The organism is Pseudomonas fluorescens (assembly GCF_040448305.1).
Lineage (GTDB): Bacteria > Pseudomonadota > Gammaproteobacteria > Pseudomonadales > Pseudomonadaceae > Aquipseudomonas > Aquipseudomonas fluorescens_BH.
Genome location: NZ_CP148752.1, coordinates 2,143,861 through 2,166,010 on the forward strand (window position 1 = coordinate 2,143,861; position 22,150 = coordinate 2,166,010).

General features: G+C 51.5%; 19 protein-coding genes and 2 pseudogenes. 9 read left to right on the plus strand and 12 right to left on the minus strand.

What is annotated here, in order from left to right:
* Nucleotides 1-121 precede the first annotated feature (121 nt).
* Nucleotides 122-300 (plus strand): annotated as a pseudogene (locus WHX55_RS09760) (S-(hydroxymethyl)glutathione synthase); the annotation flags it as partial.
* Between the two features lie 224 nt (nt 301-524).
* Here the strand turns inward: WHX55_RS09760 and WHX55_RS09765 are convergent.
* Entirely contained in the window at nt 525-713 is a 189-nt protein-coding gene (locus tag WHX55_RS09765; RefSeq protein WP_223532805.1) for an AbrB/MazE/SpoVT family DNA-binding domain-containing protein, read from the minus strand.
* Between the two features lie 208 nt (nt 714-921).
* Between WHX55_RS09765 and arsN2 the strand changes: the two genes are divergently transcribed.
* Entirely contained in the window at nt 922-1,371 is a 450-nt protein-coding gene (gene arsN2, locus WHX55_RS09770; protein ID WP_223532807.1) for an arsenic resistance N-acetyltransferase ArsN2, read from the plus strand.
* Between the two features lie 95 nt (nt 1,372-1,466).
* Here arsN2 and lhpI read toward each other — a convergent pair whose 3' ends face one another.
* The 7 genes from lhpI to WHX55_RS09805 all read right to left on the minus strand — a co-directional run bounded on the left by lhpI (nt 1,467) and on the right by WHX55_RS09805 (nt 7,831).
* Nucleotides 1,467-2,414: a bifunctional Delta(1)-pyrroline-2-carboxylate/Delta(1)-piperideine-2-carboxylate reductase gene (lhpI, locus tag WHX55_RS09775; RefSeq protein ID WP_223532809.1), complete on the minus strand. Its 948-nt coding sequence runs from the start codon at nt 2,412-2,414 to the stop codon at nt 1,467-1,469.
* A gap of 135 nt (nt 2,415-2,549) precedes the next feature.
* Nucleotides 2,550-3,338 (minus strand): amino acid ABC transporter ATP-binding protein, encoded by a 789-nt coding sequence (locus WHX55_RS09780; protein WP_263293096.1) that lies wholly within the window; start codon nt 3,336-3,338, stop codon nt 2,550-2,552.
* A gap of 17 nt (nt 3,339-3,355) precedes the next feature.
* Nucleotides 3,356-4,597 carry an FAD-binding oxidoreductase gene (locus tag WHX55_RS09785; RefSeq protein ID WP_353742489.1) on the minus strand — a complete coding sequence of 414 codons (1,242 nt, stop codon included), beginning with the start codon at nt 4,595-4,597 and terminating at the stop codon, nt 3,356-3,358.
* Nucleotides 4,598-4,646: 49 nt separating this feature from the next.
* Nucleotides 4,647-5,357, minus strand: a complete 711-nt coding sequence (locus WHX55_RS09790; protein ID WP_030131264.1) for an ABC transporter permease subunit — start codon at nt 5,355-5,357, stop codon at nt 4,647-4,649.
* Nucleotides 5,354-6,073, minus strand: a complete 720-nt coding sequence (locus WHX55_RS09795) for an ABC transporter permease subunit (protein ID WP_223532813.1) — start codon at nt 6,071-6,073, stop codon at nt 5,354-5,356. Before WHX55_RS09795 ends, WHX55_RS09790 begins: the two co-directional genes overlap by 4 nt.
* A gap of 113 nt (nt 6,074-6,186) precedes the next feature.
* A complete protein-coding gene (locus tag WHX55_RS09800) occupies nt 6,187-6,942 on the minus strand; it encodes a transporter substrate-binding domain-containing protein (protein WP_223532815.1) in 756 nt (251 codons plus the stop codon).
* A 13-nt stretch (nt 6,943-6,955) separates the two neighbouring features.
* Nucleotides 6,956-7,831, minus strand: a complete 876-nt coding sequence (locus WHX55_RS09805; protein ID WP_223532817.1) for a MurR/RpiR family transcriptional regulator — start codon at nt 7,829-7,831, stop codon at nt 6,956-6,958.
* A 2,467-nt stretch (nt 7,832-10,298) separates the two neighbouring features.
* Here WHX55_RS09805 and WHX55_RS09810 point away from each other — a divergent pair.
* Nucleotides 10,299-10,511: an AbrB/MazE/SpoVT family DNA-binding domain-containing protein gene (locus tag WHX55_RS09810; RefSeq protein ID WP_223532819.1), complete on the plus strand. Its 213-nt coding sequence runs from the start codon at nt 10,299-10,301 to the stop codon at nt 10,509-10,511.
* A 316-nt stretch (nt 10,512-10,827) separates the two neighbouring features.
* Nucleotides 10,828-12,858: a hypothetical protein gene (locus tag WHX55_RS09815; protein WP_223532821.1), complete on the plus strand. Its 2,031-nt coding sequence runs from the start codon at nt 10,828-10,830 to the stop codon at nt 12,856-12,858.
* A 333-nt stretch (nt 12,859-13,191) separates the two neighbouring features.
* Here WHX55_RS09815 and WHX55_RS09820 read toward each other — a convergent pair.
* Nucleotides 13,192-13,554, minus strand: a pseudogene (locus WHX55_RS09820) (NUDIX hydrolase).
* Between the two features lie 295 nt (nt 13,555-13,849).
* Nucleotides 13,850-14,164, minus strand: coding sequence for a hypothetical protein (locus WHX55_RS09825; RefSeq protein WP_223532823.1), 315 nt, complete (start codon nt 14,162-14,164; stop codon nt 13,850-13,852).
* A gap of 686 nt (nt 14,165-14,850) precedes the next feature.
* On the opposite strand from WHX55_RS09825, the gene WHX55_RS09830 reads away from it, so the two are divergent.
* The gene (locus tag WHX55_RS09830; RefSeq protein ID WP_353742490.1) at nt 14,851-15,888 is read left to right on the plus strand and encodes a site-specific integrase; all 1,038 of its coding nucleotides are present in this window, start codon (nt 14,851-14,853) and stop codon (nt 15,886-15,888) included.
* 103 nt (nt 15,889-15,991) lie between these two features.
* On the plus strand, nt 15,992-16,261 hold the full coding sequence (locus WHX55_RS09835; protein WP_353742491.1) for a hypothetical protein: 270 nt from the start codon (nt 15,992-15,994) through the stop codon (nt 16,259-16,261).
* A 14-nt stretch (nt 16,262-16,275) separates the two neighbouring features.
* Here the strand turns inward: WHX55_RS09835 and WHX55_RS09840 are convergent, their stop codons facing one another.
* Nucleotides 16,276-17,712: a DUF2971 domain-containing protein gene (locus tag WHX55_RS09840; RefSeq protein WP_353742492.1), complete on the minus strand. Its 1,437-nt coding sequence runs from the start codon at nt 17,710-17,712 to the stop codon at nt 16,276-16,278.
* Between the two features lie 587 nt (nt 17,713-18,299).
* Between WHX55_RS09840 and WHX55_RS09845 the strand changes: the two genes are divergently transcribed.
* From WHX55_RS09845 to mobV, 3 genes are all read left to right on the plus strand, one after another.
* A complete protein-coding gene (locus tag WHX55_RS09845; RefSeq protein WP_353742493.1) occupies nt 18,300-19,799 on the plus strand; it encodes a reverse transcriptase domain-containing protein in 1,500 nt (499 codons plus the stop codon).
* Between the two features lie 329 nt (nt 19,800-20,128).
* Nucleotides 20,129-20,596 carry a hypothetical protein gene (locus tag WHX55_RS09850; RefSeq protein ID WP_353742494.1) on the plus strand — a complete coding sequence of 156 codons (468 nt, stop codon included), beginning with the start codon at nt 20,129-20,131 and terminating at the stop codon, nt 20,594-20,596.
* The gene (gene mobV / locus WHX55_RS09855; RefSeq protein WP_353742495.1) at nt 20,593-21,615 is read left to right on the plus strand and encodes a MobV family relaxase; all 1,023 of its coding nucleotides are present in this window, start codon (nt 20,593-20,595) and stop codon (nt 21,613-21,615) included. Before WHX55_RS09850 ends, mobV begins: the two co-directional genes overlap by 4 nt.
* Here mobV and WHX55_RS09860 read toward each other — a convergent pair.
* Nucleotides 21,606-22,130, minus strand: a complete 525-nt coding sequence (locus WHX55_RS09860; RefSeq protein ID WP_353742496.1) for a hypothetical protein — start codon at nt 22,128-22,130, stop codon at nt 21,606-21,608. The two genes, mobV and WHX55_RS09860, sit on opposite strands and share 10 nt — an antisense overlap.
* Nucleotides 22,131-22,150 lie beyond the last annotated feature (20 nt).

A 22,150-nucleotide genomic window follows, 5' to 3' on the forward strand; every position in this document is an offset into this window, starting at 1 on the left:
GGCTGTTGGGTATGGCATTCTTTATGGCAAGGCAAGGCCAGTACCACGACGGTCACCCTTTTCCGATACCAACCCTCGAATCGATAAAGTACCGATAAATCGTTCTTCAATGGAGCTATCCATGGCGTCAGGGCAGTGTCTGTGCGGGGCTGCACGCTTTTTCCTTGGGTTGAACCACGATTCTTTTATCGCTGCCACTTCACCCTATGCCGCAAAGAAACCGGGGTGGGCCATAATCTTGCCACGCTGGTCAAGGCGCGCGACTTTCGATGGGATGAAGGGCATGGCGCGATCACCAGTTAGCTCAAAACCAGTGGGCAGCCTGACCAAAATTCGGTTCACCGCCGTCCACTATTGGCCGATTTCTACCTGTCGTGACGGGCCGCAATCGACCGTAGCTGTGTAAAAACGTAGCCACTGTTTTGAAGTCTGAGTCGCTACGTAAAATCTGTCCAATCGCCGCCGCTCAGATGTGCCGTTCGCATATGCCCGTTTGGAGATTAGGTCGAGCGCGCCGGCGCGATTCAGGGTGTAGCTGAGTCGCTCGACTTAGGCGTCAGAACTATCGCGCCGTCGATCACTTCAATGGTCAGTACGTCGCTGATGCTCAATCCTAAACTGGCGAGTAGGTCAGGCGGCAAGTCAATGATGACGTCGCCGCTTCCATCCGCAGGGTCTTGGCATTTCACTGTCCAGCGCTGGGCTTCGGTCATGATGTTACTCACACTTTGGTCTTCGCGGGGATGATTCATTATGATCGCGAGGTCTTCGCCAGTTGAAGCGTGATGCTGACTGCTGATGACCTCTTCTGGTCATTTTCTGCCTGTCACGACCGGTTGAATCCACAACTCATAGTGGGCGAGATCAAGCAGCGAGAGCCTGCTAGCCTTGAGTGTCAGCTAGCATACAAGAGTACTGACGATGCAGATGATTAAAGTAGGGGGTAGTGGTTTGAATCATCTCCGTGCGTCATTGAGTCAGGCTGGATTGCCTTACGACGATGTGAGCTATCCAGGACGGCAGTTTTACCGATTCGAAGTGGATGGGAAATGGGTAGCATATGGAGGATTGGAGGGGGCTGGTCCCGATCTTCTGCTGCGCTCTCTAGTTGTTTGCGAGGAGCATCGTGGCGCGGGACTGGGAAAAGCGGTGTTGTCGGAACTCGAACAATTGGCGGCCTCCCAAGGTGCAGCCCGACTGCATTTGTTGACCCAAAACGCGGTTAATTTCTTTGCAACCAGTGGGTACGAACTGCTTGATAGGGATAAGGCGCCTGTCGCAATTACCCAGACAGCTCAGTTCAAGCATTTGTGCCCTTCCTCAGCAAGCTACCTGCGGAAAACTTTAAGCACTTCCCATTGTGCGAAGTAACCCATCGAATCGCTTCTGGGCCACCGCTAGCGTGGATAGTCAACGCTAGCGATGGCCGAGTGCAATTTATATAATTCAAAGCTTCCGAAGTTGGGTTATTGGCTGGCAAGGGCGTGGAGCGCGACCCGCGAAGCGGCCAAGTCCCAGGCCGCGGTACCAACGCTTTTAAATACAGCGGGTCGTGACGAATCGATTGGGCCGCGAATGGCTGCGGCCAGCGATCTGACTTGAGACCAATCCACACCTGCCCGCAATAGGTCGCCTGCTTCGTGCTGCGCACCGGCAGTATCGTCAGCATAGAGAACGCTACCGTCCAGAGTGACTTTGCCGAGCTCCGCCATCTCTGGCTTGAAAGCACCTACACCGATAATCAATCGACCAGGTTTGGCTAGCTCGTTGTAGACCGGCTCTGTGCTGGTGGTTACGGTGATTACCACATCCACGTCGGGAATGCTGTCGCCGCGCGGTTGCAAATGCTCGTGCAGGTCTCGATTGTTGTTGCAGAAGTCTGCCGTCGCTTGCGCGTCAATGCCCTTTACCCACAGCTTGCACTGTGGGTAAAGGGCATTGATAGCTTGTACGTGATGACGTGCTTGTGCGCCGGTCCCGAACAGTAAGATCTGTTTCGGTTCACGCTGCAACAGCGTTCGAATCGCCAGGAGGGTTACTGCCGCAGTACGACGCCCTGTGACCTCTGGGCCGTCGAGCAAGCACTTTATTTGTCCGGTTACGGCATCACATACGGTTACCGTGCCGTTGATCGTGGGCAGCTGACGCTGCACATTCCCCGGCTGGACGTTTACCAGTTTGTGGATGCCGATGTCCTGGGCGGTGGCGGGCATGCTCAGCAAAACACCGCCGTCACCCAGGGGTACAACCAAGCGCTCAGGGCTCAGAATTGAACCAGCTTCCAGTTCGGTTGCGGCTTGGGCAATAGCGTCCACGAGTTTTTTGAAATCTAGCAGTGCCGCTGTCTGCGCTTGATCACAGACAGTAACCGCAAGGTTTTTCGGGGCGGCATTATTCGCCAGCATATTTGTCATTGAATATTCCTTTTGCTGAGATCAGTAGTGGATGTCGGAAAGAAACTGCTGTGCGCGCAAGTGCGTTGATAAACGGCCTACGCCTGGCGTATGGACGGCACAGCCATCGCAGGCAAGCCGTGCTCGTATGTGGCCTCAGTGTAAAATTTGCGCAAGAAAGGCCTTGGCCCGCGCGCTGTTCGGGGCGCTGAAGAAGTCCTGAGGCGGTGCGTCCTCAATGATCTGGCCGCCGTCGAGAAACAGCACGCGCTCGGCCACTTGCCGAGCAAAGCCCATTTCGTGGGTCACGCAGAGCATGGTCATACCGCTGCCGGCCAGGTTAACCATCACATCCAACACTTCGCTTACCATCTCCGGGTCGAGCGCCGAGGTGGGTTCGTCGAACAACATGATTTTGGGTTCCATGCACAACGCCCGGGCGATCGCCACGCGCTGTTGCTGGCCCCCCGAGAGCTGGCTGGGGTACTTGCCGGCCTGGCTGGCGATACCGACTTTTTGCAGGAAGTGCTGGGCCAGTTCCTCGGCCTTCTTGCGGCTCAGGCCACGCACCGAAATTGGGGCCAAGGTGCAGTTATCGAGCACGCTCATGTGCGGGAACAGATTGAAATGCTGGAACACCATGCCTATTTCACTGCGGACCTTGGCGGCCTCGCGGTTGGTCTGGGCCAAGTCGGTGTCGTTGACCAGAATGCGGCCTTTTTCGGCGATTTCCAGGCGGTTGATGCAGCGGATCAGCGTCGATTTTCCGGAGCCGGAAGGCCCACAGAGCACGATGCGTTCGCCTTCGCGCACTTTCAGATCGATGTTGTGCAGCACATGGAAGGCGCCATAGAACTTGTTCAGGCCGGCGATATCAACCACAACCTTACGGGTGTCCGGGCTTGCGGCGAGCGGAGTGTCTACACGGGCAGAGAGGGCATGCATGGTCTTGTCTCCGGCAATCAGTGAAAGCGCTCGGCGCTGTACGGGGCAGGGTTGGTAAAGGGGGGGACACCGGTCATCAACTCGGCCAGCAGACGGCCGCAGACCGGGCCGAGGGTCAGGCCATGGTGGGCATGCCCGAAGTTGAACCACAAACCTTTGTGTCGTGGCGCCGGGCCGATCACCGGGCACATGTCCGGCAAGCATGGACGGCGTCCCAGCCAAGGCTCGGCATCCAAGCGTTCGCCCAGCGGGTAGAAGGCGCGCGCCAGCTCTTCGCAGCGACGTAGCTGGATTTCGTTGACCGGGTCCTGGCTGTCGGCGAACTCGATCCCGGTGGTCAGGCGAATGCCGCCGACCATCGGTGCCAGGACATAACCGCCCACCGGGTCAAGCAGCGGTTGTTGCAAGCGCGTGCCAGGCAGGGCGGCATAGTGCATGTGATAACCGCGCTTGATCGCCAGTGGAATGTCATACCCTAGTGGCTCGAAAATGCCCCGGGCTTGCGGGCCGAGGGCGACCACGGCTTCGTCTGCAATCACCAGGCCCTGTTCGCTCTGCACTTCCCATTTACCCACGCGCTGGCGCAAGGATAGGGCGTCACCAAGGACGAACACGCCGCCGCGTTTGACGAACAGTTCGGCATAACCGCGTGTCAGGCCGCCGGGGTCGCTAACGGTCTTGGGGTCCAGCCAGTGAATGCCGCCGACCACGCTGCTGTGCAAGCCCGGTTGACGGGCATGCATCTGGTCGCGGTCGAGCACTTCATAATTCAGGCCATAGTCCATGAGCGCAGCAGCGTCGCGTTGGGCCTTGGCAAACGCCTGTGGAGAATTGTAGGCCTCGACCCAGCCACTGGCCTGGATCAAGTGATCCATGCAAGCCGGTGCAGAGAGCAGGTCGTGTTCGCTGATGCAGTTCTCCACCAACGGCAGCATGGCCCGGGTTGCGGCGGCCAAGCCCTTGGTCCCGGAGTGCCGCCAGTACTGCAGCAGCCATGGACTGGCCTTGGGCAGGTACTTCAGGCTGTAGCGCACGTCCGACTGCTGGTTGCCCGCGTAGCGCAACAGGCTCGACAGTTGGCGCGGGAACGCGTAGGGAATTACGCTGGCGCGCTCGATCAGCCCGGCATTGCCGTGGCTGGTGCCGTTACCCGGCTGCTGGCGGTCGATGAGCATGACCTTACGGCCACGGGCCTGTAACTGGAGTGCGGTACTGACGCCGACAATCCCTGCGCCCAGAACGATGGTTTCGCAATGCATGGTGTATCCCTGATGCAGGGGCGCGCACGGCAGCCCGAGAAAATTTGGTTTACTGCAGGTGACGGCCGAGGCGGCCCTCGAGCGCTTTCAGGCTGCGCCGCACGACTTCCACAATCAGCAGATAGAGCACGGCGGCCCAGAGGTAGATTTGGAAGTCGAAACTGCGCGAGAAGGCCAGCTTGGTCACTCCCATCAAGTCGTAGATGGTCACCAGCGAGGCAATGGCGCTGGCCTTGATCATCAGGATCAGTTCATTGCCCAGCGGGCCAATGGCGACCAGTAGGGATTGCGGCAAGATGACTTTGCGAAAGGTGGTCCAGCGCGACAGGCTGAGGGCTTTCGAGGCCTCGCGCTGGCCTTGGGTCACGGCCAGGATGCTGCCGCGCAAAATCTCGGCCTGATAGGCCGCGGTGTTCAGTGTGAAGGCCAGCAGCGTGCAGAACCAGGCGTCACGGAAGAACCACCACATACCCACGTCCTGCCAGAAGCCTTTGAACGAACCCAGGCCGTAATAGAGCATGAACAGCTGTGCCAGCAGCGGCGAACCGCGGAAGAAATACACGTAGACGCCGGTAAAACGGCTGATAAAGCGGTTACTCGACAACCGGCCCAAGGCGATCAGCAGACCGAGCAGGGCGCCAAGGGTGAAGGAAATGGCCACCAGCTTGGCAGTCACCAACAGGCCTTCGATGAAGCGGGGACCGTAACGCTCCAACAAGTCAGGGCTGAGGAACAGATTTTGCAATTCATCGAAGCTCATGGGCGAACGCTCCGTTGATGGCGGTTGAAATACTGCTCCAGGAACTGGAACAGGCGGCCGGAAATGGCCGAGAAAAACAGGTAGCCAAAGCAGGCCACGGTGTAGAACAGCATCGGTTCCTTGGTGACGCTGACCGCCAGGTTCGTCTGGCGCATCAGGTCGACCAGGGAGATGGTCGACACCAGCGAGGTGTCCTTGAGCAGCGACAGCCAGTTATTCGACAGGCCCGGCAAAGCAATGCGTACCAATTGCGGCAGCACCACCTTGGTAAAGGTTGTCCGTCGGGATAGGCCCAGGGCGGCTGCAGCTTCGAACTGGCCCTTGGGCACGGTTTTGAAGGCGCCCAGCCAGATCTGGCTGGAAAACGCGGCGAACACCAGACTGAAGGCGATCATCGCGGCGACGAAGGGGTTGATCGCGACTTCGGCCTCGTAGCCCATCGCGGCCAACAGTTTCTGCGCACCGATCTGGCAGCCGTAATAGATTATCAGCAGGGTCAGCAGCTCGGGCAGCCCGCGGAACACGGTGGCAAACACCGTGCTCATGGAGCGCAGCCAGCGACGTCGGGAACGGGCGGCCAAGGCCAGGCCCAGGCCCAGCGGCAAGCCAATCGGCAGGCAGCTCAGGGCCAGGACAATGGTCACCAGAGCGCCGGCCAGCAAGGCTGAACCCCAGCCGCCGCTGGCGAAGGATAGCAATGACAGGTTTTCGAACATGCTCGAACCCTCTCGGTAAATTAAGCTCGCACGCCCTCACCGCACCCGTGTGTGGGTGCGGTGCAACATGTCGGCAAGTAACGACCCTCAGGCGCGCCTGAGGGCTCGGGGGATCAATAGATATCGAAGGCGAAGTAGCGACTGGAGATCTTCTTATAGGTGCCGTCGGCAATGATCTCATCCAGCGCCTTGTTGAAGCGCTCGCGCAGGACATCGTCACCTTTGCGCACCGCGATCGAGGCATCGGCGGTGGTGCCGTTGACGTCGCCGATGATCTTGCAGCAGTCCTTGCCAGCGCTGTCGACCCAGGCCAGCAGCGGGAATTTGTCGGCAATCACCCCGTCGATCCGGCCAGTCGCCAAGTCGCTGTTGGCTTCATCGAGGGTAGGGTAGAGCTTCACGTCGGCGCCGGCTGGGCCGTAATGATCTTCGGCATAGATGGCCTGGGTCGAGGATGCCTGGGCACCGACCGTGCGGCCCTTGAAGTTCGTCTGGGCGTCGGTGATGTTCGAGTCCTTGGATACTGCCACGGACAGGGGGGTACGGTAGTAGTGCCGGGTGAAATCGATTTTCTGCTTGCGCTCATCGGTGGCGATCATCGAAGCCACGACCGCATCGTATTTCTTCGCCATTAGCGCCGGGATAATCCCTTCCCAGTCCTGGGCGACGATGCTGCACTGCACGTTCATGCGTTCGCACAACGCGTTGGCGATATCCACATCGAAACCGTGCAGCTTGTTGTCCGAGTCAACGTAGTTGAACGGCGGGTAAGCGCCTTCGGTAGCAATCTTCAGTACTTCAGCCTGCGCGCTGGTGGCCCCGGCCAGGACCATTGCGCATACACCGGCAAAGCGAATGACGTGTTTCATCCAGCACCTCGTTTTATTGTTTTGAGTTTGGTGATGATGTGTATCCAACGAACTCGTTGTGTAAGGCCGCGATGGCTTCAAGACGCCCTTCGACCTCGGGACCCAGCTGTTTGCAGACGTCGTTGACAAGCAGGTGGACCAGCGACAGCATCGCCGCTGTCGATTCCCAGAACAGGTTGAACTCGGTGGGCACGCGGAACACTTCATCAGCGTTCTGTTCGGCCCAGTCGCAAAAGGTGTCGGTGATCAGCGTTACAGGGATTCCGGCATCGCGGGCCTTGCGGCACAGGGTCAGGGCGTGGCGGGAATAGCGGCGGGCTTCGAACACCACCAGCGCACTGTCTTCGGGGGCACTGAGCAACACGTCGGCGTAATGCCCGGCGGCACCGTCGACCCAGTGTGTGTCATCGCGCAGGTACTGCAACAGATGAACCATGGATGCTGCGATGCCACGCTCTGTCTGGAACCCGGCGACGAACACCTTGCGCCGTGTGGCCAGGCGCTGGCTGACGCTGTGCCAGCTCGGGGTGAGGCTATATTCGTAAACCTTAACCAGGGCCGCGACTTCCAACTCGAAGCTGCGCGGTAGGCCTTGCGGGCCCTGGCTGGCTTGGTGGCGAAACTCCTGCAAGCGATCGCCCACCAGCCATGGGCCATCGCCCAGGTCGACCTTGAGGTCGTTTTTCAGGTCTTTGAAGTGGCTATATCCGAGGGAGCGACAGAAGCGCCCCACACTGGATTCACTGACGTTCAATTTCGCGGCAATATCAGCGGCAGTCTGGAACGGCAGTTCATAGAGGTTGGCCAGCATATAGTTAGCAATCACCCGGCCAGAGGCGGCGGCGGTTGAAAGACTGCTTTCAAGGCGTTGTTTGATGGGCTGGCTCAAGGCTGCTTCCTGTTGTTTTTCAGCGCTTACGAAAGAAAATGCGTGTTTTCTGGCATTAAGTCAATACATGACAGATAGCTGTCACGATCGATGGTCGTCACTCTGATACGCAGCATCGACAACTCGGTTGGAGCTTCAGGATGCCCCAAGCACGACCTTGTACAGTGAAGAAGCCAAGAATCCCATGTGCGCCATCCTCTTGGTCACCTAGCGCGACATCAGTCATTTTCTAATGCATCGTCGGCAGGACGCCTGAGGAGGGAGAAACGCAAAGTTCTGAAACGGTCAATTGTGGATGAACGTCCAGAGATCGGTATTCAGTTTGTCGATAGCGGCTTTAAAGTCCTTGGCGGTGATTTGCTGCGCCATAACTACCACCGAAGCTACCGAAATCAGAAATGAAAAAGGCCCGCCGAATGGCGAGCCTAACTCATTGAATTTATTGGTGGGCCCACACGGACTTGAACCGTGGAGCAAAGGATTATGAGTCGCCGCCTGATGCACCGAGGTCAATAAAGTTTAGGCTAGGTAGGGGATGGGTACAATAGCTTTAACCAGTTGATTACATGTAGGTTTGGCTAGTTTCCGCTAGGTGGGTAAAGCTGAGCACTGTACTGCTGCCATACCTTTTTCAAGGTTCCGGGTCATCTTGTTGATGCATCCCCTTGTGCTTCAGGCGGGGCTACTGTGCCTGCATCAAGGATACCCACAAGGGTGACGTGCTTCTGGTGGAGTCCATCGACCGTTTTTCCAGGTTTCCGGTGGAGGACTGCAGAAGATGAAGGTTGGCTCTACTACTACAGTTCTGAGAATTCGAGATCTTAAAATGATCGCCAATTGTTAAACAGAATACTCGACAGAATAACTATTTCGGATCTGTAGTCTTTTACCTTGGTTAGGTTTTTTGCAGCTTTCACTGCCCATTCCTGGTTTAGGCTTAGCCCAACAATTATTTTTTTAGGGTTTGAAGATTGGTCGTTAGAGTATTAAGGGACATGTTGGGCATCCTATAGAGTGGGCCGGGTCAGAATGGTACCCCTTACTAGGGATTGTTGGCGAAGTTCGCTTCCTTGCCTCTTCGTAGAAATCCTAATTTTGGATCTGGGTGCGATCTCTAGAGGAGGGGCGCATATTACGGAGGTTGATTCTCTCGCCTGCTCGGCTCGATCACATCTCAAGATGTTGGCTAAATTCGCTCTTGCAATCAGCCTTTTCTTTAGAGGAGAGACTGTGTAAGCCATTGACGGCCACAGGCGTTTTGGCGAGCAGTTAAATGGCCGAGGCTATCACCCCGGTTATCCGTAGCACCTAAACTGCAACCAAAAAAACATGATGAGGTGAGTGCGTACCAGTCGATTGCCATTGTATCCTCCATGCGATGATTGGGTGTTTTAGTTTCCATAGTATCTATCTATTTGGAAAACGAATTCGATTTCTTCTCGGATTCAGTATAGCAAGCATGTGATGAACTCTCCAGCTTTGAGATATTGCGCAAATACTTCCGCATATCTATCTATATGGAAATAAAATTCGATTTCTCCAGCAAGCCGGTATCGTGCCGTCGCTATACTATCTATATGGAAAACAGTTTCGATTTCGCTACTCAGTAGAGGTCTGCGGTTGGTGATTGGTAAGAGCTGGAGTGGCAGTGATTATCTTGCGATCGCTATACTATCTATATGGAAATCAAATTCGATTTCTCCAGCAAACCGGTATCGTGCTGCCGCTATACTATCTATATGGAAAACAGTTTCGATTTCGCTACTCAGTAGAGGTCTGCGGTTGGTGATTGGTAAGAACTGGAGTGGCAGCAATCAGCTTGCGATCGCTAATATATCTATATGGAAATCAAATTCGATTTCTCTAGCAAGCCGGTATCGTGCCATCGCTATACTATCTATATGGAAAACAGTTTCGATTTCGCCACTCGGCTAAGGGTTGCGATTGAAGATCGCTAAGGCGCTATGGTGGGTGTGATTTGCAGCTATTTTTTGTATTATGATGATTTTTAAGATGTGCCTCCAGTTAGCGAGGGCAGGGGTGTCACGGTGCGAATGAGGGGGCGTGATAGGCTGTTTTTGATTTTTTATTGGAGGCTACGTCGAGTAATTGTTGTTTCGCTTCGGAAGAGTTGGATTTTCGGAGGGCTAGTTCCTGTACTTGTGTCTCGGAGGTTAATGCGTTGCACTTTGATTTATCTATATTGGCGTGAATATCAACGATGGTAGAACACAGGGCTGTATAGCTTCTAATAGGTTGTCATCCCAATTCACGCAGTGCCAGCACTGGATGTCGTTCTAACTATCAAGGAGCTGATTTCTATTGGGTGTTTGAAAAAAACGCTCGCTCAGTGAGTTTGTCAAGTTCACGGGGAGCATATTCTTCTATCGATTTCCCATTGAAAGGTAAGCGGAGAAACTAACGATAAAAATGGTTGTCGTGAGTTTTCCAGGCTAAGGAACCGCACATGCTCAGCGTCCAGGTGATCATCGAAGAATGGGAGAGCGACCGTGCCATCCGCCTCCCCAACGCGGTGCTGCAAACTCTAGGCTTGGCGGTCGGCGACCGCTTGTACCTAAAGACGACTCGCAATGGTGTCGTCCTGTCTCGCCACCCGAATCCGTCGCTGGAGGAGCTGTTGGCTCCCTTGCTCGAGAACAAGGATGGGCATATGTTCTAGGAGTATCAGCAGGGCATTGCCACTTTTGCCGCCATTACGACCTATGATTTACTGGAAGGTCGCTACGTTGTCGGAAACCTGGGTAACGAGAGCAAGCGCGGCGTCGACTACACCTACCATCCAAGCACGACCGACTTCACCCCTGCGGCCCTGCGCAACGCGGGCATCCGTTAAGCCGTCTAGCCGTCGCGCCAGAGGGGCCGGTATGGCCGATTTCTGCCTTCCACGACCGGCTGAAACCGGCCAAAAGACAGTTGGCCTTAGTCGGTCCCTATCAAAACCTCATTTGTAAGCGCCTAGAAACCCGAGGCGATTCATGCTTTCGGCCACAGCAGTCATGAGTGGTGATGAAAAACATCAATTGCCTTCACTCACTATGATGGCAGAGGCATGGCATGATAGCCGTGAAAATTGCCAAGGATGGAATACAACACTTATGAAGATACCTACCTGGTTCATACCACTCAGCGAAACGCTGAGTACCGCGCTAACTCGTGGAGCTGCCCCCGACATAGCCCGCCTGTCAAGGTATGAAGTAGCAGCGATCCTCTACGTGCTTCAGCTGTCCAAACCAATCAAATCGCCCGTCCGCTCCATTGAGATGGAGCGGAAGTTTGCGGGATTCCTAGGCCTCCACAGCGACCAGCTGAGATCCGCCTTGGCTGATGCTTACGATCAGACAGCCTTTATCGCAGGCCTCGCACAAGCCGCTGAATTAGGCATTGGACTGGTTGACAAAGAAACGATCATCAAACATCCATTCATTCGACCAGAGGGCAGCTGGGATTTTGATTTCGCCAAGCGTTATATGGCTGTCTATGGAGCTGTGAGGCACGAACATGTTCGCCCTGGTGGTGCGGTCATCAGGTTGAGCGATCACCAACTTCGATTGATCCACAACATCCGCGCGAACCAGAAAGACTCAATTGAAGCACAGGCGCATGCCGGAACAGGCAAGACCTTCGTCTTGGACGAAATCATGGCTTTGATGCCTAAACGCCGTTTTATTTTCCTAGCAGACGTTGAGCCAAAACTTAAGGCAGTTCGGGCCCGATTCTCCCAAGAAAAGGTACGGACTTCCACCTTCAAAAGTCTGGCAGAGTTACTGCTATCGAAGGGGGACAGATTTCTCCAAAACAAGATGGTGGCCGAGTCTCGATTGTCTCTGTCTTACTCGGAGCTTGCGGAGCGGGTCGGGCTTAGCCCCATCGGCAATCGAAGTGCCTCACAAGTAGCGGCATTGTGCTGGTCCGTGATTTTCAAGTTTTGCATGTCTAAAGATTTGTGTATCACTTCCCGCCATATCCCTCAGGATCAAACTCGTTGGCTATCTCCAATTGATCAGGAGATTGTGGCAGCGGCCGCCGCTAAGCTTTGGTACAAAATGACGCAGCTAGACTTGGAAGCTCCCTCACTTCCAGTCCGCGGTTACCACCGGATCAAACAGATGTCTTTGGGAGGACTTTATGTCCCAGATGGTATTGACACTGTACTAATAGACGAAAGTCATGATCTTACGGCACCGATGGTTGAGCTTCTCGACAAATCGCCGCAAACCGTAATCTCTCTAGGCGACCAATTCCAGAATCTTGAAGGTCGATATGTCCCGCATAAAGCAATGATTCGACATCGAGAAATGGCAACTTCGTTGCGTGCGGGACCTGCTCTCGTTGGATACATCAATCCGCTTATAGAGATCTTTCCTGGCGCCTCAGCCCTACCTTTTACGGCTGACAGGGCCAAAGAGATGGTTGTCGAGGAGTATCCCGCTGACTCCTTCCCTCCGGAGTCGACTGTTATTTTGGTAGCGGATGACTGGGGAGTTTTCGATTGGCTCGTGCGCAGCCGGGAGATGGGTCAAGGTGCAGCAGTAGTCGACTGGAATAACAATTTTGAGCTTTTTCTAGACGACTGCTTGAATTTATTTATGAGTAACGAGAAACCAAGACATGGTGCTATCGCCCGCTATCGGACGTGGGACCAACTCCATGAAGAGATGAAATGGAACAATGCTTTTCTCAGGGTTGAACAATGGCTTGGTTCAGTCGGTATTAAATTCGGTGTATCAGGGCTTTACAAGTGTGCCGAACTCGCTGAGTTTGCGAACCACACTCCTGTACGCCCATTGCTGGCGACAGTTTTCACTGCGAAAAATTTTGAATTTTCGAGGATGGCTATCTCAGAAGACCTCTACTACTCCCCGGATCTACACGGCAAAAGGTTGCTTTCCAAAAAACTAGCTTTGCTTTATACAGCGATTACCCGAGCTTCCGGAAAAGTATACTTCCCCGACACTCATCACGAATGGATGGGCTGTATCACACGTGCTGCAGGGATGCTCAAATAATAAGCAACCGGCTACCGACCGGGACTAAATTAAAAGGCGGAGTGACCGGCTGCTAATGGCTAGTAACCTTGGCTCCCTTCCGCGAAGCGGGGCTATAGGTAAGATCAAGCCGCTTTGCGGAAAATGGCCAGGTGGGTGGATTTTTCATGGATTTATGCAGGCTTTAGCGTTTTGAACCGAATATTTAAAGCCCCCACCGCAATTGAGATCGAATGTCCGTTATGGGGCGATTGTTACCTGTCGCGAAGGGCAAAAAACGACCCATTGCGGGCACTCAGAATGATGCAAAGAGACGATTAACCTTTGTGCGAACCAGAACGATCCGAGGGGGAGTTAAAGGCGACGTAGAAATGATCTGACAATCGATTTCGTAGCATCGCTTGTGTCTGAGTCATGAAACGTGTTCAGAGAATGCCAAATGCACTCGATGATCTCGTTTTGAGGCGTAGCGTTTTCGGCCTCTGGGACAGAGGCTTCAAAAACATGGTGGCGTGTGTTGCCTGCATCGAACTCAAAAATGTACAGGAGCTGATCAACATTTAGCCCGGTTTCTTCTTAAAGTTCTCGAGCAGCAGCTCCAGCGATAGCTTCACCAGTTTCTACTTTGCCACCAGGCAAAGCCCATTTTGACTTCGGTTTGCGAACGAGCAAGATATGCCTATCTCTCTCGCATATGACTGTAGCTCTGACTTTCATCTATTGACCCGGAAGGCATGTCATTAAATTGTAATAAAAATGTCATCTTCAAGGCGCGTTTATCGACGAACGCAGAATTTAGAGCAAGCCAAACTCAAAAAAGTGCCAGGTGCGGCGGTCACTGGTGAGGGGATAACCCATGAGTAACCCCAACCCGAAACGCCAAGGGCCTGCGATCATGCAGGCCCAGTCAGGTTGGGTACACCGCGATGGGTAACCGCTGTGGTAACCCAACAGCGGCATTCTGCTTGGAGCCAGTATCTACGCGGCCTGTAGGCATTCAGTGCGCGACCTATCAAGCGGCACTCGCCTCATTGGTAGGATTCAAATAGCAGGCCATGTCCCGTTCGACAACGTCGATCTCATTTAGCCCCCAGTTTGTCAGGGGCGCGGAAGGTTTGCCGGTCGACGCAAAACTCGCCGCCAGCAGACGGGTCATCAGCATCTTTGCCAAGTCCAGTTGCTCCTGAAGCTCCTGAACCGCGCGATCAGCCTTGTCCAGGCGCTGTTGCAGGGCATCGCACCCGGCAGTGATCTGTCCGATACTGGCCATCGTTTCATGTGGGTCGACCATCACTGCCGCTTTTTCTTCCAAAGATTTGTCACTCATCAATGTGCTCGTTCGCTCAGGTTCAAGGTCAGGCGCGCGCAGGCCTTGCCTCACTGATATCGGCACGAGGGTTTATTCCTATAGTTTTCTATCGCACTGCTGCGCAAGGCGCCGACCAACGGCAGCGTAAGCCATCAGCGAACCCAGCCTAGTTGCGAACAAGCATCTCAGCTGGCACTGGGTTAAGTGCTCGTATCTATAAACGTCCGTTCCTGGCCGATTTCTGCCCGTCGCCAAGGGACTAGGGGCTGAGCAATTTGAGGGGGGCTAACAAATAGCGTTGGTACGAAAGTGGTACGAAGAAAATTTTGTGGCTCTGGAGGCCTTTGTTTGCTTTCTCTTTCGTCTTAGTAGTTCCAATCCATCATCGGGGCGACGCTAAATCTTCTACTTATAACGTTTTGATTTAAAAGGGAATTATTCATATTTCCGGCCAGGAATTTGCGATGTTTTGGTGCCTGGTGCACATGAGGTGCACACGGTGGGCAGGAGGGGTACATGTGGGCGGCATTATACAGGTGCATCGCACTGCACACCGACTGCACGCTTGGTCAGATCGAAAAGGGGAAGGTTAGCTGGAGTGAAATCGGGTTTTTTTTCCTGATTTGCAGTCTCTTCGATGGGGTAAGAAATTTCCAGAATCACGGCGGCAAGCAGCACAACCGCTAACGACTAAGGAATGAAGAATGGCTACTTTTACGAAACTCCCCAGTGGAAAATGGCGAGTACAGGTTAGAAAATTTGGTACCTACAGAGGAGCTACTTTTTCGACAAAAAGCGAGGCTAAGTCATGGGCTGAGGCTATTGAGCGGCAAGCGACATATATTTCTGCTGTCGGATATGCTCAGCCGCCCAAAGAGGCAACTGTTAAGGACTTAATTGATAAGTACGTGGAAGTGTCAGTTGAGCGCTTTGGAAAAACAAAAACTGCTACTCTCAATATGCTAATTAAAAGGATTGGTTCTGTCAGGCTGTGTTTGTTAAACGCAATGGTTTTACGCGACTTTGTAGAGTCACGTATTAAGGAAGGGGCAGGAGGGGTGACCATTGCGTCAGATCTATCTAATCTGTCTGCTGTACTTAAATGGGCAAGACATTCGCGACGTCTTGACCTCCCTGAACGCCTTGCGCTAGATGTTAGAGCAAGTTTAAAGCATATTGGTCTTAAGACTAGGAGTGTCGAGCGATCACGTGAACCTACAGAAACCGAACTTAAAAGGCTTTATGCATACTGGAATGCTAATTCCAGACAGTCCATTGATATGCCAACTTTGGTAAAGTTTGCGCTTCATACTGGAATGAGGCAGGGAGAAATTGCAAGAATTAGAGTGGAAGATGTTAATAGGGGCGCGAAAACAGTTTTGATCAGAGATAGAAAGGATCCAAAGAGGAAATATGGGAATAATCAGGTTGTCCCGCTGTTTGATGACGCTTGGAGTATAGTGATTGCCCTAATTTCAGGTCGTAATAATGGTCGAATATTCAATGTCAAGGCCGCTTCAGTGAGCGCAGCTTTTACGCGCGCTTGCAAAAAACTCGGCATTGAAGATTTAAGATTTCATGATCTGAGGCATAAAGCGACAGCGGATTTTTTCCGTGATGGTCTAGAGATACCATATGTAGCGCTGATGACAGGGCATAAAACATGGGCGATGCTCAAGCGTTATACAGAAATTAATGCCTCGGATGTTCACATTGCTCGATCACGTCTAGCATCTTCATAAGCAACAAGGAGGAGAATCGAGTTTTTTTTCTTAATTCTCCTCCTCTTCTTGTTGGCGCTCGCTGCATAAACTGATGTGGTGAACAAGCGCAAAGGTGTAGATGATGCAAGAAGATATGATTATAGAGGATGAAAAATACCAAGGTATTGCGAGGACTCTTGGGTTTTTTACTGAGGGGGAATTAGCGATCCTTGCGGATGTTAAAGTTTCTACCCTGGAGGCGTGGAGAAAGAGAAAGCAAGGGCCGCAACATATTCAGTTTGGAAATAACCCCTTGTACCCTATTTGTGAGGTTAAGCGTTTTCTCGAAGATTTGTATTCCAAAGTACGAGAGGCGAAAGGCTCTAGGCGCCATGTCAGAGACGCCTTGTAGTCAGATTGACGACCTTACACGATAGGTGCGGAATATCTTATAAGTGATAGCTCTGTGTGTTTTATGCATTTGTGTTGAGGCGAGTAATAGGCTTGATAGAATTTAAAGTTCTCTCTACTGTGCTCAGTACATTTTTCGTCAATTATTCGCATTATTTCAATTTTGTTTTCTGTGCTTGTGTTGATGCCAAAAATTATTCCTTTTAAGCTGGCAAAATTATAGGTTAACACCCGGTCTTCGGTGGCTGAGTGGCTATTCATCATGTCACACAGGATAAGCCTGTGTTCATTTTCATAGTGCCAGTCGGGGGATTTAACTTTGATATCTCGGTAAAATTTTTGCCAGTACATGCTTCTCCAGTCTTCCTCGGATTTATTCATGTCCTCTGCGCAGATGCTAAATTTTCCATCTAATGTGTGCCAAGTTGAATTTAAAGTTTGGTGGGTTAGGCGGCCTAAGGAACGGAAGAAATCTATCTCTCCAAAACCTTCTTCGTAATTGATTGGTTCGAACTTAAATTTTATATTTCCGTACGATGCACCCTTGGAACCCCAGCCATTTATACCTCTAAGAGATAGGGAGTTGCTCTCTATATCATCCTCTGATTCAAAAATTAAGCATACTCCTTTGTGGTTGTCACCGTAGTGACCCCATACGGATGAGTTTTCACAGGAAGACATAAAGCACGCTGTATACCATTCTGGATAAATTAGTTCAGCTATTAGTCTCGTGTAAGTCTCAGGATACTCCGTAATTATAAGGTGCTTGTTCGAGTCGTTGCTTCGCTTGGCGTCATTGTAGCGTGCAATTAGATTTAATTGAGAGTTGGCATTTTTCTGTGCTGAAAAAATATGGTCTACGGGGTTTATATGTGTGCTGGTACTTTTAATTAGTTTTTCGATTTTCTCTACGAAGCGAGTTTCGGCTAGTTTTTTTATTAGCTCGTCTGGTGACCGGTTTTTTTTAGCTCTTGGAGGAATTATTTTGAGGTCTTCATGTTTTTCCAAGATTAGTTCAATTGCTAAAGGATGTACCGAACTTAGGTAGAATGTAAGTTCATCCCTTCTTGTTGGGGTGGTTCTGGTTAGAATGGCCTCAATCAATAGTGTGATATGTTCGTTGCTGAAGAATTTTTCTGCTATTTCCAAGAAGTATTTTTTGGCCTCCTGAGTGGGGAAGTCGTCCATGCTTACGTGGATTGGGATGTCCTTCGGTGTCAGATTCTGATTTTCATCGCAAAGTAATGAAAGCATGCATATTCTTTCCAGACATAGCAGGTAGTGCCTGAATAGATTTTTCCAAGCTATTTCATCGCCATGCCAATATATTTCTCTATATCCCTCCATAGGGTCGTTGAGGCTTTTTGGATGGGCGAAAAATATAGTTTGCTTTGAGAGCTCTTGATTGCCTGCCAATAGTCTGTCAGTTGATCTGAATCTGTAGAAAATCATCTGTAAATTCCATTTCTATTGTCTGAGTACCGAGACTGAACCTGTACTTTTGATGCTGGTAGCAAAAGGTGTCAAGGGATCCCGTTGTGGCCGCAGCCCTCACGCGAGGTACGAACCGTGCAGGAACGGCGATAAGCGAGGCGTAGCGGATCCTTGACACGCAAATCAGAACGCACGTCTTTCAGTGGGGCCGAGGTAGGGTTTTATCTACGCAGCCGCGAGCTTCTGGGCGATCAGCAGCTCGGGACGCGATTTGGCAAGGAGCTTTGCTCCGCTTATATATCAATGATATTTATCCATATTTGATTCAGAACCCATACTGTGAGTAGGTCTCCGGTTCGAAAGGTAGCCAATAGAAGGTCAGTGGCCTCAGTGATGTCAAAATGACTTGACCTACCATGCTTAGAGATGATGGAATCGGGACATGCCTTCAGGAGGCAAGCGGGTGCCCTGGTACTCTGGGACGTACTCAGAGATATGGCCGGTGTCGAGATAAAGCTTATTGCCACCGAATCTAGCGACTTACTTTTACGTGGTTGCACCCGTGATAGCCCGACTAACGTCGGGCTTTTTTATGGAGAAAGATAATGAGCCTGGAAAATAAGCTAATTGATCTGATAGAAGCAGAAGCACTAAAACTCTCCCAAAGGCAACACGCTTATCACAATGCGCTTCACCTTGAACATGAAAGAAAAACTAAACGGTTGACAAATCCTGGGGCGAAGGAGGTAAAGACCCCAAGCTATTGGATAAATGATAAAAAATTTAACCCTTTTTACGTTCAAAAAAACAAAAAGCAGATTGCGAATTCGATTGCAAAAAAAATCATGGCGGGAACGTACTCCCCCCACGACCCAATTATAAAACAAATTCCAAAACCATCTGGCGGTCATCGCTCAGTAACGGTATATCAGATACCTGATGCTGCTGTATCTCGGATGATATATGAACAGCTAATAAGAAAAAATAAACATCGTTTTAGCTCCTTTTCATATGCGTATCGCAATGACAGAAATGTGCACTTTGCAATACAAGACATTGGGATAGAGTTAAATCAAAATTCAAGAATATATGTGGCCGAATTCGACTTCTCTAAATTCTTTGATAGTATTGATCACAGTTACTTGTTTGAGCAATTCAATAAAAATGGCTTTCTGATTAGCGCTCACGAAAATCAAGTAATTCGATCATTTCTGGGTACTAGCGGAAAAGGTATTCCGCAAGGTACTTCCATATCTTTATTCCTAGCAAACCTCGTATGCTGGCGACTTGATAGAGAGTTGGAACAAGCGGGATTGCGCTTCGCGCGATACGCAGATGATACAATCATCTGGTCAAAAGACTACGATAAAATCAGCAAGGCATCCCAAATAATAAGTAATTTTTCTTTTGATGCTGGAATCGCAATAAATTCAGAAAAATCAAAAGGTATAAGATTGCTTTGCAAGCAAACCATGAAAGTCGAAATGGAAAGCACTCCATCTATCGAGTTTCTTGGTTATTCAGTTTCTACCGACAACATCTCAATCAAAGAAACTTCTGAAAATAAAATCAAGAGACAAATTAACTACATACTTTATAAGCATTTAATCCAACCGCTGCGTGGCGTAAAGCTCGCCGCCTTAAAAATTCCGGCTAACAACAAAGACGAGAATCTGGTTAGCGCTATAATGGAAATTAGACGCTATCTTTACGGTGATCTAACAGATCAAATGATCGCGAATTATATTAATGGTGTAAGCAATCGAATATTTTTCAAAGGTGTCATGAGTTTCTACCCGCTAATAAATAATGAAGCTCAACTGAAAGACCTTGACGGTTGGCTTGTAACCTCAATCTACAAAGCGATCAATATCAGAGGGAAATTGTTGAAGCGCTGGGGTCACAATCGTGACCATAACTTCCCGTTCAATGTTTCACGGAACAATATATTGTCTGAACTAGGAAGGCAGAAGATTCACGGAAAGAAGCTACTGAAGTTACCTAGTTTTTACTTTATATACCAAGCCCTAAAAAAGGGTCTATTGGACTTTGGCGTTGAAGGTGTTATGAATCCCGCTTCCAACACCTATAACTACTACGGTTAATGCCTTTGACGCTGTCAAGGAGAGTGCGGAGGCCGCAGCCCGCGCAGCCCTTTAGGGCGAGCAGGAACGGGCGAGCAGCTCAGCGAAGCGATCCTTGATAGCAGCCCCGCAATAACAGCCTATTAGCAGGGGACTGGGGAAGGCTTCTCCCCCAGCCCCCTGCCACGACGGCGAGGCGCGGGGATTACAAGGGGCGGAGTCCCTTGGTCTACAGTCCAGCGGCACGCTGGCCCACCATTCGAAGAATGTGTAGTGGGTTACACAAAGTGTTGCTTTGCTCTTTGCTCCGTCTGCAAACTATCAATAAACAACAAGACGGGGAAACCGCTATGCAAGCAAATACTCTTTTTATGACTGATAACCAAAAAGTTATGTGGGCCGAAGCTGGCACTACCTTCCCAGGAGAACAACTAGATAAAGTAATACAACGCGCGTTGATGGACTTGTCCCCAGATCGACTGCGAAATGACTATTATGAGATTCGCCGATTCGACGCGCCTAATGCTTTCGACTCCCTTTTGAAGTTGCAGAATACCGGGGCGGCGCGTCGGCATATTGAAGTAGACCAAGACGAATTCCGTGAAGTTTTGCGCGTAGAAGCAATGCTTTTTGTTCTGATCATGCAAGCCATTGCGATGTTATTGGACATTTTTCTGCGAGTGCTAGGGGGGGCGTTAAAAGGTGCCTCAATTAACGCGACAATTCCGCTAACGGTGGCGCGGACTCCACAAAAATACGTCCCTACTTGGCAAAGACAGCCGCGTATCGAGCACGACGATAGCGGGTATACCTCATGAGTTTTGCAATCATCCGTACTAAGAAATTGAAGTCGATGGCTGCGGTGGTGCGCTCCGGAAAGCACACCTTCCGTGAGCAACTCACGCCCAATGCTGACCCGGCCATGACCCCAAAAAATCGGGTCGTCGGGGCAGCAAGCGCTAAAGATCTCAAAGCACGTTTGCAGAACCGATTGCCTGAAAAAATTAAAGCTCGGTCAGTGCTGTGCATAGAGTACCTAATTACAGCGTCCCCAGACGCGTTTAAGCGCCATGGCGGCCCGTTGGACGACATGGGCGGGGGTTATTTTAACGATGCCTTAAAGTGGCTTCAGAAGCGCCACGGGAAGGAGAACGTGATTTCAACGGTTGTGCACCTGGATGAGACCACGCCGCATCTTGTCGCTTACGTTGTTCCGATGACCGCCGACCATCGTTTGTCGTGCCGTGATTTTCTTGGCGGCCCGCCGAGGATGCGTCAGATGCACACTGATTTCCACGAAGCTTGCGGCAGAAAACGGGGACTTGACCGGGGCGTCGAAGGCAGCAAAGCGAAGCATCACGACATCAAAAGCTTTTATGCCACGCTAAACGCCGCCGGGTTGGCTCCGCAGCTCGAAGCGAAAGACTACGCCGCCGCCGCCATGGGCATCAAGACAGCAGCATGGCGCAAAGCCGAGTCGCTTACAGAGTCACAGGCGCAGGGCGCCGCAGTGGGGGCGACGATGAAAAAAGCCTTGGTGTCGAGAGGTAAAGCGATCAGTAAAAAGGCGGAGGAACTAGGCGCGCGATTACAGGTTTTTGAGCAAAAACGCATGCTTTTGAAACAGGCAGAAGAAGCGTTGGCACGTCGTTTAAAAGCGCTCGAAGAACGCGAGAGAGAAGCTAACGCAGATGAGCATTCAGTCCTTGCATTAGAAGCAGAGAGAGACACTTTAGTGAGGCGCCTAGAAATACTGGAAAACCGCACCGCTATACAAAGTATGGCCCCGATTAGGGGCCACAAATACGAAAGAGAAAATACGCTAACTCAGTCGTAGAACAATGCGCTGCCGTCCGGGCACAGGCAGTAGCGCTTGGCGAAAATGTAGATGCCGTCGGGCTGATCGCAAGCACCGATGATCAGTGCGGCATGGCTAATTTCATCATTGACGAGGTAGACCTCGCCCTCGGCTACTTCGATCTTGAAATCACCAGGCGGATAAACAACGACCCTGTACGTCGGATAGCGAATGTTGCCATAGTCATCAAGGGGGCCGGGATACGATACTAAAGCTTCCTCTAGCGTGGGGGCCAAGGTCTGTTGGACATGTTGGAAGACGTAGCGCCATTGGTGGGCACACGCAGCGTTGAGCTCGCTGAGATTGAAATGCAGAGCTTTAATTTCTTCATCTGTTGGCGGCGGAGATGGAAGGGGTGGAAGGTCGTCGACGGACAACTCGCCGCTTTCGAGCTTAGCGATTACCCGGGCAATTGTTGCTTCAAATCGGCCATCTTTTCCCCACTCGATAGCCTTTCTCATCGTCTCATCGAATTCTTGTCTAGTAATGATCATTATGCGAGATCCTCTTGGAT

Coding starts and splice junctions, on each gene's coding strand:
- WHX55_RS09765 (WP_223532805.1), bottom strand. CDS start 713: ATGACCGAAGCCCAGCGCTGGACAGTGAAATGCCAAGACCCTGCGGAT.
- arsN2 (WP_223532807.1), top strand. CDS start 922: ATGCAGATGATTAAAGTAGGGGGTAGTGGTTTGAATCATCTCCGTGCG.
- lhpI (WP_223532809.1), bottom strand. CDS start 2,414: ATGACAAATATGCTGGCGAATAATGCCGCCCCGAAAAACCTTGCGGTT.
- WHX55_RS09780 (WP_263293096.1), bottom strand. CDS start 3,338: ATGCATGCCCTCTCTGCCCGTGTAGACACTCCGCTCGCCGCAAGCCCG.
- WHX55_RS09785 (WP_353742489.1), bottom strand. CDS start 4,597: ATGCATTGCGAAACCATCGTTCTGGGCGCAGGGATTGTCGGCGTCAGT.
- WHX55_RS09790 (WP_030131264.1), bottom strand. CDS start 5,357: ATGAGCTTCGATGAATTGCAAAATCTGTTCCTCAGCCCTGACTTGTTG.
- WHX55_RS09795 (WP_223532813.1), bottom strand. CDS start 6,073: ATGTTCGAAAACCTGTCATTGCTATCCTTCGCCAGCGGCGGCTGGGGT.
- WHX55_RS09800 (WP_223532815.1), bottom strand. CDS start 6,942: ATGAAACACGTCATTCGCTTTGCCGGTGTATGCGCAATGGTCCTGGCC.
- WHX55_RS09810 (WP_223532819.1), top strand. CDS start 10,299: ATGCTCAGCGTCCAGGTGATCATCGAAGAATGGGAGAGCGACCGTGCC.
- WHX55_RS09815 (WP_223532821.1), top strand. CDS start 10,828: ATGCTTTCGGCCACAGCAGTCATGAGTGGTGATGAAAAACATCAATTG.
- WHX55_RS09825 (WP_223532823.1), bottom strand. CDS start 14,164: ATGAGTGACAAATCTTTGGAAGAAAAAGCGGCAGTGATGGTCGACCCA.
- WHX55_RS09830 (WP_353742490.1), top strand. CDS start 14,851: ATGGCTACTTTTACGAAACTCCCCAGTGGAAAATGGCGAGTACAGGTT.
- WHX55_RS09835 (WP_353742491.1), top strand. CDS start 15,992: ATGCAAGAAGATATGATTATAGAGGATGAAAAATACCAAGGTATTGCG.
- WHX55_RS09840 (WP_353742492.1), bottom strand. CDS start 17,712: ATGATTTTCTACAGATTCAGATCAACTGACAGACTATTGGCAGGCAAT.
- WHX55_RS09845 (WP_353742493.1), top strand. CDS start 18,300: ATGAGCCTGGAAAATAAGCTAATTGATCTGATAGAAGCAGAAGCACTA.
- WHX55_RS09850 (WP_353742494.1), top strand. CDS start 20,129: ATGCAAGCAAATACTCTTTTTATGACTGATAACCAAAAAGTTATGTGG.
- mobV (WP_353742495.1), top strand. CDS start 20,593: ATGAGTTTTGCAATCATCCGTACTAAGAAATTGAAGTCGATGGCTGCG.
- WHX55_RS09860 (WP_353742496.1), bottom strand. CDS start 22,130: ATGATCATTACTAGACAAGAATTCGATGAGACGATGAGAAAGGCTATC.